The organism is Pseudomonas graminis, assembly GCF_013201545.1.
Taxonomy (GTDB): Bacteria; Pseudomonadota; Gammaproteobacteria; order Pseudomonadales; family Pseudomonadaceae; genus Aquipseudomonas.
This window is the reverse complement of the sequence record NZ_CP053746.1, coordinates 1,064,155-1,077,391: the sequence shown is the minus strand read 5'-3', so window position 1 is coordinate 1,077,391 and position 13,237 is coordinate 1,064,155. Positions and strand designations below refer to the sequence as shown.

Sequence of the window (13,237 nt, the reverse complement as noted above, 5' to 3'; positions counted from 1 at the left end):
CGGGGCAAATGAGAAGGGGGGCGCCGGTGACGGCTTGCCGTGCATCACTCCCACAGGAATTGCATCTGCCTCGCGGATGTTGGCTGCAGATGATGGACATGTGGGCGTCGAGCTTGCTCGCGAAGGGGGCCGAACATCCGCTAAATCTTCAGCGGCTGTAATACCGTCTTCGCGAGCAAGCTCACTCCTACTGCGCTTTCGCGCGACTGACTATGCCTGCACGATCAACGAGTCGGCGCAGGCGCGGCGTCGATCTTCACCCGCAGCAGGCTGTAGGGCTTTTCGCGCAGATCCTTGCCGTCGTGGAAACCGGCCTGGCGCTGCAACTGGTTGGCGATGAAATACAGGTAGCCATCCGGCCCGACCGACAGGGTGTCCGGCCACAGCACGCGAGGGTCGTGAACGATGGTCTGCCAGCTGCCGTCGGCCAGGCGTTTGCGGATGCCGTTGTGCTCGTAGTCGCCGGCGTAGACCGCGCCATTCGCGTCTGATTCCAGACCGTCCGAGGCACCTTTTTCGCCGAGGTCTTTAACCGCAGCGTTCAGTTGCGCCTCGCTCACGCTGGCATCGCGCAGCATCTCGGTGGGTACGGCAAACAGGTGGCGGCTGGAAAGTGCGCTGAAGTACAGCGTCTTGCCGTCAGCGGACAGGGCGATGCCATCAGACGCAACGGCCATGGTTTTCGGCTTGCCGTCCTGGCCTTTGGTGACCAGGGCGGCCTGGCCTTCGACCACTGGCTTGAAGTCAGGGTCGGCCGAAGTGGATTTAGCGCCGCTCAAGCGACGGGTCGCCTTGCCGCTGGCGATGTCCATGACGATGATGGCGCCGGGCCCGGAGACCGACGAATCTGTCACGTAAACCGTGCCTTCCTTGCCAGCGCGGAAATCAAAGCGCATGTCGTTGACGTAGGTGCTCGGCAGGATGACGTTGGCCGGGAAGACCAGCGTCTTGACCACTTTGTTACTGGCCAGATCAACCGCCATCAGCTTGGCGCCGCCGGCTTTTGGTGCGGCGAAATTCGGCGCAGCGGTGTCCAGCAGCCAGACGCGGCCCTGACCGTCGGCGACCACGCTCTGCACGCTGATCAGCCCTTTGGCCGGGTCTTTGGGGTCTTCTTTGTTGATGGCTGCACCGGGATAGGCGACAACCTTGCCGTCGCGGATTTCACCCACGGTGAACGGCACGTCGTCGCCCCAGTGCGGGAAGTTGACGAAGATGCGCCCGGTTTCCGTCACGGTCACGCCGGTGGGCATGGCGTCATGGAAGGCGAACACCTGCTCAAGCTGACCGATGGTCTTCTCCGCCGGCGCATTGGCGGGCAGGGCGGTGGCGGGGGTTGCGGTCGTGGCGGCGATGCCGGTCTGGCTGATCAAAGAGACTGACAGGGCCAGCGCCGACAACATCACGTTCTGCTTCATGGACACAAACGGCTCCCGGCCTGCCGCGGCAGGCCATTCAAATAATGGAAACAGGTTCAGAAACCTTCGAGGACGATCTTGCCCTTGGCCTTGCCGCTTTCGATGACGGCGTGGGCGCGACGCAGGTTCTCGGCATTGATCGCGCCGAAATGCTCACCAAGGGTGGTCTTCAGCACACCTTGGTCGATCAGGTCGGCGACGCGATTGAGCAGTTCATGCTGGGCAATCATGTCCGGGGTTTCGTAGAGCGAGCGGGTGAACATCAGTTCCCAGTGCAGCGACAGGGCCTTGCGTTTCATCGGCACGACGTCGAGGGATTTCGGGTCATCGATCAGCGCCAGCTGGCCTTGTGGTTTCAAGGCTTCAATGAGCTGCGTGAAGTACGAATCGGTGTGGGTCAGGCTGGCGACATGACTCACCTGGCCGACGCCGATCCAGTTCAGTTGCTCGACCAGCGGCTGGCTGTGATCGATGACGTGGTGGGCGCCCAGGCTTTCGACCCATTCGCGGGTTTCCGGACGCGACGCTGTCCCGATCACGGTCAGTTTGGTCAGTTGGCGGGCCAGTTGCACCAGAATCGACCCGACGCCGCCACCGGCACCGATGATCAACAGGCTGTCACCTTCGCCGCCGCCTTCTTCAACGCCCAGACGGTCAAACAGCAACTCCCACGCGGTGATCGAGGTCAGCGGCAGCGCGGCGGCGTGGGCGTTGTCGAGGCTCTTGGGTTTGTGCCCGACGATGCGCTCGTCGACGAGGTGGAATTCGCTGTAGCTGCCAGGACGGGCGATGGAGCCGGCGTAGAACACTTCGTCCCCGGCTTTGAACAGGGTGACGTCGCTGCCCGTTTCACGCACAACCCCGACGGCGTCCCAGCCGACCACTTTGGGTTCGGTGGCGGCAGAGCCGGCGCGGATTTTGGTGTCGACCGGGTTGACCGAAATCGCTTTGACTTCGACCAGCAAATCGCGAGGGCCGGGCGTCGGCTTGGGCAGGTCCATGTCGAGCAGCGAATTGGGGTCTTCGATGGGCAGACCGTGCTGGGTGAAGGCGATGGCTTTCATGGCGATCTCTCTAATCAATGAACACAAGGTGGCTTAAACGTTGGACCCATCTTGTTCTTGTTCGTCATGCTGAAAAACCAGCAGAATCCGGCAACACTTTCACGGCTGGAGTGAAGATGATCCGTATCGACGACCTGACCCTCTTCGTCCGCACCGCTGCGCTGGGCAGCTTCTCCAATGCTGCGCGGGAGGTGGATCTGTTGCCGGGGCAAGTTGCGGCAGCCATCAAGCGCCTCGAACGGGAGCTGGATATTCGGCTGTTTGCCCGTTCGACGCGCAGCCTGCGCCTCACCGCCGAAGGCGAGCAGTACCTGCCGACCGCCCAGACGGTGCTCGATGCCTTACGGGATGGCCGGGAAAAGCTGCGGCGGGAAAGTGCCGAGCTGCAGGGCACTTTGCAAGTGGCCGCGCCTTCGGATCTGGGGCGAAACATGCTGCTGCCCTGGCTGACGGATTTCCGCAGTCAACACCCGGCGCTGAATCTGCGCCTGTTTATCTCCGATCAAGTGGCCGATTTGTTTCGTGATCCGGTGGACGTCGCCATTCGCTACGGCGTGATCGAAGACGCCAACTACATCGCGTTGGCCCTGGCGCCGTGGAATCGCCGGGTGTTGGTGGCATCGCCGGAGTATCTGGCGCGCAAGGGCCGGCCCATGGTCTCGGACGACTTGCTGCGGCACGAATGTTTGCTGTTCACCCTGGCGGGGCGGGTGTACGACAAGTGGCGGCTAGGTGGTCGGGTGTTTTCGGTATCGGGCCCGTTGCTCACCGATGACGCGGATCTGGTGAGGCGTTGGGCGGTGGCGGGGCAGGGTGTGGCGTACAAATCGTGGCTGGATGTCTGCGAGGACGTGCACGCCGGGCGGCTGGAACTGTTGCTGCCGGATTACCCGGGCGAGCCGACTCCACTCAACCTGATCTGCCCGCACCGCAAACAGTTTTCCCCGGCGGTGCAGCAGTTGCATTCACTGTTGAAAAACCGCTTCGCCGGAATGGAGAAGGGGTTGCCGGCGTTGTTGTGAGGATGAGTTGTGATCGTTCCCACGCTCCGCGTGGTAATGCCGTTCCTGACGCTTCGCGTCACCTGACAGCGGACGCGGAGCGTCCAGAAATGCGTTCCCACGCAGAGCGTGGGAACGATCAGGGCAAGTCACCTGGCACAGTTGGAGTGGCGTCGTGCTCCAGACCTTCCACTCAGTGGGAATGCCGCGGCTCGCCACTCCGTGCAATCACCCGCAAATGCAAGGTCGCCGGTTCCAGGCATCCGCCGGTGGACAATTGCCCCACCAACTGCCGATACAGCTCCTGCCACGGGGTTTGCGAGGCCGGCATCTTCGGCTCGAACAGCGCGCGGCGTGCAGCCATTTCCTCGTCGCTGACCAGCACGTTGACGCTGCGGTTGTTCAGATCCACGCGTAGCCGGTCGTTGGTTTTCAGCAGGGCCAGGCCGCCGCCCACCGCCGCTTCCGGCGACATATTGAGGATCGAAGGGCTGGCCGACGTGCCGCTTTGCCGGCCATCGCCCAGGCAGGGCAACGAGTCGATGCCCTGTTTGATCAGCGCAGACGGCGGCGCCATGTTCACCACTTCGGCGCTGCCGGGATAACCGACCGTGCCGGCGCCACGGATCACCAGAATGCAGCGCTCGTCGATTTCCAGCGAAGGGTCGTTGATCCGCGCGTGATAATCCTCCGGGCCCTCGAACACAATGGCGCGCGCCTCGAAGCTGTTCTCCGCGCCCGGCTCGGACAGATAGGTCTTGCGGAACGCTTCGCCGACCACCGACATCTTCATGATCGCGCTGTCGAAAAAATTGCCGCTCAACACGATGAAACCGGCGCGGTGCTTGAGCGGGTCTTCATACGGACGGATCACGTCGGCGTCGTGGGCGACGGCGTTACGCACGATGTCACCGATGGTCTTGCCGGAAACCGTGCCGCAGTCTTCGTGCAGCTTGCCGGCCTTCTGCAACTCGTGCATCACCGCTGGCACGCCGCCTGCGCGGTGAAAGCCTTCGCCCAGGTACTTCCCGGCGGGCATGCAGTTGACCAGCAACGGCACGTCTTCGCCGATGCGCTGCCAGTCGTCGAGGCTTAACTCGACGCCCATGTGCCGGGCGATGGCGATCAGGTGCGGCGGGCAGTTGCTCGAAGCCCCCAGGGCCGAGGCCACCGCGATTGCGTTTTCAAAGGCTTCGCGGGTCATGATTTGCGAAGGACGCACGTCTTCACGAACCAGATCGCAGATGCGCTTGCCGGTCATGTAGGCCATCTGCCCGCGCTCGCGGTACGCCGCCGGAATACTCGCGCAGCCGGGCAGCGACATGCCCAGTGCCTCAGCCAGCGCGTTCATCGAAAGCGCGGTGCCCATGGTGTTGCAGTGGCCCACCGACGGTGACGCCGCCGTGGTCATTTCCATGAAGCCTTCGTAGTTGATCTCGCCGGCCGAGAGCAGATTGCGCGCATGCCACAGCACCGTGCCGGAGCCGATCAATTCGCCCTTGTGACGACCGTCGAGCATCGGCCCGCCGGACAACACGATGGCCGGCAGGTCAGTGGTCGCCGCCGCCATCAGGCAAGCTGGCGTGGTTTTGTCGCAGCCGGTTGTCAGGACAACGCCGTCCAGCGGGTAGCCGTGAAGAATTTCCACCAACCCGAGGTACGCCAGGTTTCGGTCCAGGGCCGCGGTCGGTCGGCGGGTTTGCTCGGCCATCGGGTGCACCGGAAACTCCATCGGAATACCGCCCGCATCGCGAATGCCGGCTCTGACCCGCTGGGCGAGCTCCAGGTGATGGCGGTTGCAGGGCGCCAGATCAGAACCCGTCTGAGCGATGCCAATGATCGGTCGGCCCGATTGCAGCTCCTCGCGGGTCAGGCCATAGTTCATGTAGCGCTCGACGTACAGCGCCGTCATGTCAGCGTGTTCCGGATCATCGAACCATTGCTGGCTGCGAAGGGGGCGTTTCGGCGTGTCGGACATGGTTCGGGTCTCTCTTGGAATTAGGTGTGCTGCGTAAGGTGTTCAGCGTTACAACAAACCGCGCACGGCGAGGTTGCGCAGCAGTGCGCCGACGCCAAACGTCCACGGCGACGCGTCACTGCTGTGGGTCACCTCGTTGTGCAGGCCGCCGAACAGGCTGCTGCTGATACTGACCTGATCGCCCAACTTGTGGGTAAAACCTCCGCCGGCATGGTCGCGGTCGGCGGTCGGGGCGAAGAGGGTGCCGAGAAACAGCAGGAAACCATCCGGGTATTGGTGGTTGGCATTGAGCGCCTGGCCAGCGATGTCGGCCGGATCGCGGCTGATCTGCGACATGGAGCTTGAGCCTTTCATGACATAACCGTCGTTGCCTTTCACCTGCAGATCGACCACGCAGTTGCGCACGTCATCCAGGGAAAAGGTTTCGTCGAACAGCCGAATGAACGGGCCGATCGAGCACGAGGCGTTGTTGTCCTTGGCCTTGCTCAACAGCAGCGCGCTGCGCCCTTCGAAGTCCCGCAGGTTGACGTCGTTGCCCAGTGTCGCGCCGTGGATCTGCCCGCGGCTGTTCACCGCCAGCACCACTTCCGGCTCGGGGTTGTTCCACTCTGATTTCGGATGAATGCCCACTTGGCTGCCGCTGCCCACCGCTGCCAGCACCGGCGCTTTGGTGAAAATCTCGGCGTCCGGCCCGATGCCGACCTCAAGGTATTGCGACCACATGCCTTGCTCGATCAGCAGCGCCTTGAGTGTGCTGGCTTGTTCGGAGCCCGGTTTGATGTTGCGCAGATTGTCGCCGATCGCGTTCTGCACGATGGCGCGCACGCTTTCCGCCTTGGCCGGATCGCCTGCCGCCTGCTCCTCGATCACCCGCTCGATCATGCTTGCGGCGAAGGTCACCCCTGCGGCCTTGATCACTTGCAAGTCCGCTGGCGCCAGCAGGTACGGTTTGTTGGGATCAGGCGTCGCGGTCGAATTCGCCAGCAACTCTTCGAGGCTGGCGACGCGCGTGCCCTGGGCTTCGCGTACCGCAGCCACCGGCGATTCCAGCTCCAGCAAGTTGCTCAACGTGGCGAAGCTCGACGAAAGATCGAACACTCCATCACTGCGCAACACCACGGGCGACGGGCCGCCGACTTTACCGGGCACCCAGGCGCGGCCGATCAACGTGCCATTCAGGCCGTCGGCGGGGAGGGTGTTTTCGGGAGTGAGCTGAATCGGCATGGTGAAGTCCTCAACGCTTTTTATGGTTTATCAGCGACCCTAATCAGCACCGGCGATAAACTCCAATGACATCTGCTTAATAATCGATAACACTGGGTTATCGCTCCTTGAGGCCGCGCTCATGTCGGATATTTCATTCTCAACAGTCTGTAACTGGCTCAAGTTCAAGCATCTGGTGCTTATCGAAACCCTTGCGCGGACCCGCAACATGCACGCGGCGGCGCAACACATGAACCTCAGCCAGCCGGCGGTGAGCAAAATGCTGCGCGAGATCGAGCGCCTGCTGGGCTTCGATGTGTTCGAGCGTCTGCCGCGCAACATGCCGCCGACTGCCCTCGGTGAGCACGTGGTGCGCTATGCGCAGATCGCACTGAACGACGCGAGCAAGTTCGTTGATCAGATCAGCAGCCTGCGGGAAGGCGGGCATGGTTTTCTCAAAGTAGGAGCGATTTTCGCGGCAACTGCGGTGGTGCTGCCGGAAGCCATCGTGCAATTGAAAGCTCGCTGGCCGCTGCTGTCGATCGAAGTGGTGGAGCAGACCAGCGATCACCTGATGGAAATGCTCGACGACAAGAAGCTTGATCTCGCGGTGGCGCGCTACACCAACGAAAACCAGCAGCAGGTGTACGACTTTCAGGCTCTGGCGCCGGAGCCATTCTGCATGGTCGTCAACAGTCGTCATCCGCTGACCGAACTGGCGCAGACGTCGCTGCAAGCACTTGGAAACTGGCCATGGATTCTGTATCCACTGGGCACTCCGATTCGCGCACGGATGGAGCAGGCCTTCGCCAAAGCGGGCATCCCCACGCCGAAGAACACCATCGACACCATCTCGATGCAGACCTTCCTGCAAGTCCTGCAGGCAGGGCCGATGATCGCGATGTTGCCCGCCTCCATGGCGCAGCCGCACCTGGATTCGGGCCTGTTGAAAGTGCTGAACACGCCGCTGAAACTGGCGCCTCAGGACTACGGAATTCTTACTCGCCGCGGCGAGCCGTTGCTGGGAGCGGCGTCGGAATTCGCCGAAATCCTGCTGGCGAATGCACGGCTGGCGCATCAATGAGCGATAACCCGGCGTTATCAATCAATGGAAACAAGTCATTATCCTAATCAATACCCTTGTCAGTAACATCGGCCCGTGTTTCGACCCTCCATAACAACAATACAGGCGCGTCCGAGTGCCTGGAGGTCCCACCATGGAAACCGTTTCCCAGCGCCTGCCCGAGTCCTCGGGTCCCGGGCACGCCAGCTTTGAAGACCGCACCTACCGCAAAGTCATTCTGCGCATCCTTCCCGTCCTGCTCCTGTGTTACATGGCGGCCTATCTCGACCGCGTGAACATCGGCTTCGCCAAGCTGGATATGCTCAACGATCTGCAATTCAGCAATACCGTCTATGCCCTCGGCGCGAGCATGTTCTTCTGGGGCTATTTCATCTTTGAAGTACCGAGCAACCTGCTGCTGCATCGCTTCGGCGCGCGGTTCTGGATCGCCCGGATCATGCTCACCTGGGCCATCGTCTCCATGGCCGTCGCGTTTACCGTGCCGCTGGCGAAGTTTTTCCATATCGAGTCGGAAACCATATTCTACGTGCTGCGCTTCTTGCTCGGCATCTGTGAGGCAGGCTTCTTTCCCGGCGTCATCCTTTACCTCAACTACTGGTTTCCTACCCGTCGGCAAAGCCGGGTGATGGCAGGTTTCCTCATGGCAATGCCCATCAGTCTGACGCTGGGCGGTGTGATTTCCGGCTGGTTGATGACCCGGATGCAGGGCGTCAACGGCATGGCCGGCTGGCAGTGGCTGTTGATCATCGAAGGCCTGCCGTCGGTGGTAATGGCCTTTGTGGTGCTGGCGTTCATGGCCAATAACATCGACGCGGCCAAATGGCTGTCGCCCCAGGAAAAGGCCATGCTCAAGGCCAATCTGGAGAGCGACAGCAAAGGCAAGGCGACGAGTCTGCGCGAGGTGTTTTTCAACGGACGCGTATGGCTGCTGGTGCTGATCCTGCTGACCTTCAACACCGGGTTCTACGGGCTCGCGTTCTGGATGCCATCGATCATCAAAAGCGCCGGCGTCTCCAATCCGATGGACATCGGTCTGCTGACGGCCATCCCCTACGGCATCGCTGTAATCGCCATGACCCTCAACGCGCGGCACTCCAACAAGACCGGCGAGCGCCGCTGGCACGCAGCGATTCCGGCGATCATCGGCGGTATAGGCCTGATCCTCAGCGCCTACTTCGCCAGCAACGTGGTGCTGTCGATCATCTTCCTCAGCGTTTCCGCGTCCGGCGTGCTGAGCCTGATGCCGATCTACTGGACCCTGCCGGGCACCGTGCTGTCTGGCGTCGCGGCCGCTGCGGGGATCGGCATGATCAACGCCATCGGCAACCTGTCAGGCTTCACCGGTTCGATGATCACCGCTGTGGCCGAGAACCTCACCGGCAACATCAACAACGGCACCTACGTGCTGGGCGCCTGTTTGTTCATCAGCGCCGGACTGATTCTGTCGATCCCGCGGGCGATGTTGGGCAATCACAAGGCCGAATCGCCTGCGCGAGGCGAGGTGCTTTCTCACGCGTAAACGAGGTAAAGCGAACGCCGCTTTTCCCTGTGGGATATTCCTCTGGTCCAGACGCCAAGGTTTCGCGCAGTAAACGCGGTACCTGTGGGAGTCGAGCTTGCTCGCGAAGACGGTATTCCAGCCGCCGAAGATTCAGCGGATGTTCCTGCCTCTTCGCGAGCAAGCTCGCTCCCACATGAACGGGTGCCAGCACTACTATCGCGCCCCGGTCATCCCTACCTTTTTTTGCCTGCCGTCGCCAGCCGCGATGGCAGGCTCGCCATTGCCTGATATACGACGCTCTCGGTCACTCCTAGCATCGGTCGCACATGACCTCGCCGTCGGCGAAATGGAGAAGACCCTGTGAGAAATTTCCGGATTGGCCAGATCGTCCCCAGCTCCAACACCACCATGGAAACCGAGATCCCCGCGATGCTGACGTCGCGGTATTCCCTGTTCCCGGACGAGCGCTTCACCTTCCATTCCTCCCGCATGCGCATGATGAAAGTCAGCCCCGAAGAGCTGAAAAAGATGGACGTCGACAGCGACCGTTGCGCGCTGGAATTGAGCGATGCCCGGGTCGATGTCATGGCGTACGCCTGCCTGGTGGCAATCATGTGCCAGGGCGCCGGTTACCACAAATTGTCGCAGGATCGTCTGAGTAAAACCGTTGCCAGCAATGCTTCCGACGCACCCGTGCTGAGTTCGGCCGGTGCGTTGATCGACAGCCTCCACATGCTCGACTACAAGAAAGTAGCGATCATCACGCCCTACATGAAGCCACTCACCCAGCAGGTCATCGACTACATCGAAGCGGCCGGCATCGAGGTGGTGGACGCCATCAGCCTGGAAGTCTCCGACAACCTGCAAGTCGGACGCATCGACCCGATGGATCTGGTTTCCCACGCCGACCGGCTCAACATCGGGCAAGCCGACGGCATCGTTCTGTCGTGCTGCGTGCAGATGCCATCGCTGCCCGCCATCCAGGTCGTACAGGATCGACTGGATAAACCGGTGCTGTCCGCGTCCGTGGCGACCGTCTACCAGATGCTCAAGACCCTCGGCCTTAAGGCGCATGTTCCCAACGCCGGCCATCTGTTGTCGGGCGCGTTCTGAGGCGATGTCTGACGGGGTACTATGGCGGCCACTCAGGCCAGCACGCCCGGTACCCCACATGAAACTCGACCCCGTCTCGCTGCGCCTCTTCGTCAGCGTTGTTGAAGAAGGCACCATTGCTGCTGCCGCCAAGCGAGAACACATCGCGGCGGCGGCCGTCAGCAAGCGGCTCAGCGAACTGGAAGAGCTGCTCGATTCCCGGCTGCTCAACCGCACCAACAAAGGCATCACGCCGACCGACGCGGGGCTGTCGCTGCTGTTCATGGCCCGCAGCGCGCTGAACAACCTCAACGACATCGTCCTGCAGATGCGCGACTACTCCAACGGGACGCGCGGCTCGGTGCACGTGCTGGCGAACATCTCTGCCATCACCCAATTCATGCCCGGCCTGATCAAGTCGTTCATGGCGCTTTACCCGCTGATCAACATCATCCTCGAAGAACAGCAAAGCCTGGCGATCACCAAAGCCGTCGCCGAAAACCGCGCCGAGATCGGCATTTTCACGCGCCTGCCCCACGGCGCCGACATCGAAGTCTTCCCGTTCCGCACCGACCGCCTCGTGTTGATCGTGCCCAACGACCACCCGCTGGCAGGCCGCGAGTCCGTACGGTTCAGCGACACCCTCGACCACGAATACGTCGCCCTGCGCAGCGGCACCCACCTTAATTTCCAACTGATCAAAGCCGCCAACGACGTCGGCCGGTCCCTGAGAATTCGCATGGAAGTCGCCAGCTACGACGCCCTGAGCCTGATGGTTCAGGCAGGCGTCGGCATCGGCATCATGCCGGAGGGCAGCGCAGGGATTTACCGAATGGACGGGGCGAAAGTGGTTCAGCTGGAAGAAGAATGGGCCAGCCGCGAGCTCAACATTTGCGTGAGGTCGAGGGACGGGTTGTCGGTGGCGGGGGCGTTGTTTTTGCGGCATGTGTTGGCGGGGTGAGGATTATCGCCGGTATATTCAAGCATCGCCGAAGGGATCTACAGGTGTGGTGAACCGCCTGGCTCTGTCCCCTCGATGCGTCACGCAGGCTGGTGAGGGGCTGCCTGACACTGATCTCATCCGCCAGCAGCTGGATACCCGACAACAAGGAACGTTTACATGGTTAATTGGCCTGCCGTAACAGCTGTCTTCTCGGTCTACTGTGCCGGCGTGATCATCCCCGGCCCCAACTTCGTGGCTGTCGCGCACAAGGCGGTTTCAGCGACAACGGCGCACGCACTGATGCTGGTGGCGGGCATCGTGGTGGTGAATCTGTTCTGGGCGACATGCGCCATTCTGGGCATTGGCGCGGTTTTCTCGCTGCTGCCGTGGTTGGCGTTCGTCGTCAAATGCCTTGGCGCGGGTTATCTCGTCTGGTTCGGGATGCGCCTGATATTTGCCTCCGGTAAACCGCCCACCCTCAACGCCCGCGCTGGCCAGATGCCGAGCCTGCGAAGCGCATTCAAACAGGGCGTCGCGACCAACATTGCCAACCCCAAGTCAGTCGCGTTTTACGCCGCGATCTTTTCCGCTGCCGCGCCTAGTCATGTCGAGGTTGAAACCTTCGCGGCAATGCTGGCGATGGTCGGCCTCGTGTCGTCTGCCTGGTACGCACTGATCGCGACTGCGCTGTCACGGCCTCGGATTGCGGGTGCGTATGCCGGCAAAAAGAAGGCGATTGATCGGGTGTGTGGGGCGGTGATTGTGATGCTTGGGGTTAGGCAGATGATTCGGTGAGTACTGAGCTTGCCAGTTAATCCGTTGCGTTAGGCTTTCATTCCCAAAGCCAACGACTGTTGTTACCTTCTTGCTCCGGTTCTATGGAAAGAGTGAGCGTCAACATGGCAACAATGTGGATGATCCGAGGTGATGGTGGCCGTCTTTATGACGATTTCAGGGAGCGTAATCTGGCTGCCATAGGTTGGGCTCAACTGGCTCCTGCCGCGAAACCCGGTGTATCCCGGAAGTCATTGATCCAGGCTTACAAGGATCTTCAGCCGGGGATCAAAGACGCGAGCGCTGTGTCTGGTGCATCCCAGGTATTTCGTTTCGTCAACGAAATCAAGGAAGGCGACACTGTAGTCACTTACTCTCCCGCGAACCGCACCTACCTGGTAGGCCGTTTTGTAGGCCCTTGCCAGTTTCGTCCCGATCTTGCGGACAACGGTATGTCTTTGACCAGGCCTGTAGATTGGTATGCGCAAGAAGTCGACCGCGACAAGCTACAGGCGATCAGCAGAAACAGTCTGGGATCGACTCTCACAGTGTTCAAAGTCGCTGAAGCCGCGCAGAAAGAGTTGGTTGCCCTTGCTGCCGGCAAACCAGTTTCAGCGGTTGTGAAAGATTTAGGCGACGAACCCGAAGCGCTTGATGATCCTTTGAAGGGTGTTCAGGAAATCGCCTTCGAGCGTATCAAAGATCAAATAAACAGCCTGGATTGGTCGGAGATGCAGGACTTGGTCGCAGGTATCTTGCGTGCTATGGGATACAAGACCCTCGTGTCGCCAGCCGGGGCGGATCGGGGCAAAGACATCATTGCCTCGCCTGACGGCTTTGGGTTTGAACCGCCCCGCATCGTTGTCGAAGTTAAGCACCGGAATGCACGGATGGGGAGTAGTGAAATCCGCAGCTTTCTTGGTGGGAGACACAAGGACGATCGAGGACTGTATGTGAGTACCGGCGGATTCACGAAGGACGCGCTTTACGAAGGGGAGCGGGCCAACGTGCATCTGACCATGTGGACGTTAGATGAATTAGCGAAAACGTTAATGGCGCATTACCCGACCACTGACCCTGAGACCAAGCGATTGGTACCGCTGACTTATTTCTACATGCCTGCGTAGGCTTCGTGCATGTGCATGTGCATGCTTTAGTGCTCCTGTGATGCATCAGGTC

General features: G+C 61.0%; 11 protein-coding genes. 7 read left to right on the top strand and 4 right to left on the bottom strand.

The window, feature by feature from the left end; translation table 11 throughout:
• Nucleotides 1-224: 224 nt before the first annotated feature.
• Nucleotides 225-1,424, bottom strand: coding sequence for an L-dopachrome tautomerase-related protein (locus FX982_RS04865; protein ID WP_438826298.1), 1,200 nt, complete (start codon nt 1,422-1,424; stop codon nt 225-227).
• Between the two features lie 50 nt (nt 1,425-1,474).
• The gene (locus FX982_RS04860; protein WP_172609847.1) at nt 1,475-2,482 is read right to left on the bottom strand and encodes a zinc-binding alcohol dehydrogenase family protein; all 1,008 of its coding nucleotides are present in this window, start codon (nt 2,480-2,482) and stop codon (nt 1,475-1,477) included.
• Between the two features lie 116 nt (nt 2,483-2,598).
• Here FX982_RS04860 and FX982_RS04855 point away from each other — a divergent pair, with 116 nt between their 5' ends.
• A complete protein-coding gene (locus FX982_RS04855; protein ID WP_172609846.1) occupies nt 2,599-3,504 on the top strand; it encodes a LysR family transcriptional regulator in 906 nt (301 codons plus the stop codon).
• A gap of 172 nt (nt 3,505-3,676) precedes the next feature.
• On the opposite strand, the gene FX982_RS04850 is transcribed toward FX982_RS04855, so the two are convergent.
• Nucleotides 3,677-5,461, bottom strand: a complete 1,785-nt coding sequence (locus FX982_RS04850) for an IlvD/Edd family dehydratase (RefSeq protein WP_172609845.1) — start codon at nt 5,459-5,461, stop codon at nt 3,677-3,679.
• 48 nt (nt 5,462-5,509) lie between these two features.
• Nucleotides 5,510-6,685, bottom strand: a complete 1,176-nt coding sequence (locus FX982_RS04845; protein ID WP_172609844.1) for a fumarylacetoacetate hydrolase family protein — start codon at nt 6,683-6,685, stop codon at nt 5,510-5,512.
• 121 nt (nt 6,686-6,806) lie between these two features.
• On the opposite strand from FX982_RS04845, the gene FX982_RS04840 reads away from it, so the two are divergent.
• From FX982_RS04840 to FX982_RS04815, 6 genes are all read left to right on the top strand, one after another.
• Nucleotides 6,807-7,748 (top strand): LysR family transcriptional regulator, encoded by a 942-nt coding sequence (locus FX982_RS04840; RefSeq protein WP_172609843.1) that lies wholly within the window; start codon nt 6,807-6,809, stop codon nt 7,746-7,748.
• Between the two features lie 133 nt (nt 7,749-7,881).
• A complete protein-coding gene (locus FX982_RS04835; protein ID WP_172609842.1) occupies nt 7,882-9,267 on the top strand; it encodes an MFS transporter in 1,386 nt (461 codons plus the stop codon).
• A 342-nt stretch (nt 9,268-9,609) separates the two neighbouring features.
• Nucleotides 9,610-10,362: a maleate cis-trans isomerase family protein gene (locus FX982_RS04830; protein ID WP_301952917.1), complete on the top strand. Its 753-nt coding sequence runs from the start codon at nt 9,610-9,612 to the stop codon at nt 10,360-10,362.
• A gap of 58 nt (nt 10,363-10,420) precedes the next feature.
• A complete protein-coding gene (locus FX982_RS04825; RefSeq protein ID WP_172609841.1) occupies nt 10,421-11,302 on the top strand; it encodes a LysR family transcriptional regulator in 882 nt (293 codons plus the stop codon).
• A gap of 159 nt (nt 11,303-11,461) precedes the next feature.
• Entirely contained in the window at nt 11,462-12,079 is a 618-nt protein-coding gene (locus FX982_RS04820; RefSeq protein WP_172609840.1) for a LysE family translocator, read from the top strand.
• A gap of 104 nt (nt 12,080-12,183) precedes the next feature.
• Nucleotides 12,184-13,185 carry a restriction endonuclease gene (locus FX982_RS04815; RefSeq protein ID WP_172609839.1) on the top strand — a complete coding sequence of 334 codons (1,002 nt, stop codon included), beginning with the start codon at nt 12,184-12,186 and terminating at the stop codon, nt 13,183-13,185.
• Nucleotides 13,186-13,237 lie beyond the last annotated feature (52 nt).

Bases quoted from the DNA above. Each gene is read 5' to 3' on its own strand.
- FX982_RS04860 (WP_172609847.1), bottom strand. From the start codon at position 2,482: ATGAAAGCCATCGCCTTCACCCAGCACGGTCTGCCCATCGAAGACCCC.
- FX982_RS04855 (WP_172609846.1), top strand. From the start codon at position 2,599: ATGATCCGTATCGACGACCTGACCCTCTTCGTCCGCACCGCTGCGCTG.
- FX982_RS04850 (WP_172609845.1), bottom strand. From the start codon at position 5,461: ATGTCCGACACGCCGAAACGCCCCCTTCGCAGCCAGCAATGGTTCGAT.
- FX982_RS04845 (WP_172609844.1), bottom strand. From the start codon at position 6,685: ATGCCGATTCAGCTCACTCCCGAAAACACCCTCCCCGCCGACGGCCTG.
- FX982_RS04840 (WP_172609843.1), top strand. From the start codon at position 6,807: ATGTCGGATATTTCATTCTCAACAGTCTGTAACTGGCTCAAGTTCAAG.
- FX982_RS04835 (WP_172609842.1), top strand. From the start codon at position 7,882: ATGGAAACCGTTTCCCAGCGCCTGCCCGAGTCCTCGGGTCCCGGGCAC.
- FX982_RS04825 (WP_172609841.1), top strand. From the start codon at position 10,421: ATGAAACTCGACCCCGTCTCGCTGCGCCTCTTCGTCAGCGTTGTTGAA.
- FX982_RS04820 (WP_172609840.1), top strand. From the start codon at position 11,462: ATGGTTAATTGGCCTGCCGTAACAGCTGTCTTCTCGGTCTACTGTGCC.
- FX982_RS04815 (WP_172609839.1), top strand. From the start codon at position 12,184: ATGGCAACAATGTGGATGATCCGAGGTGATGGTGGCCGTCTTTATGAC.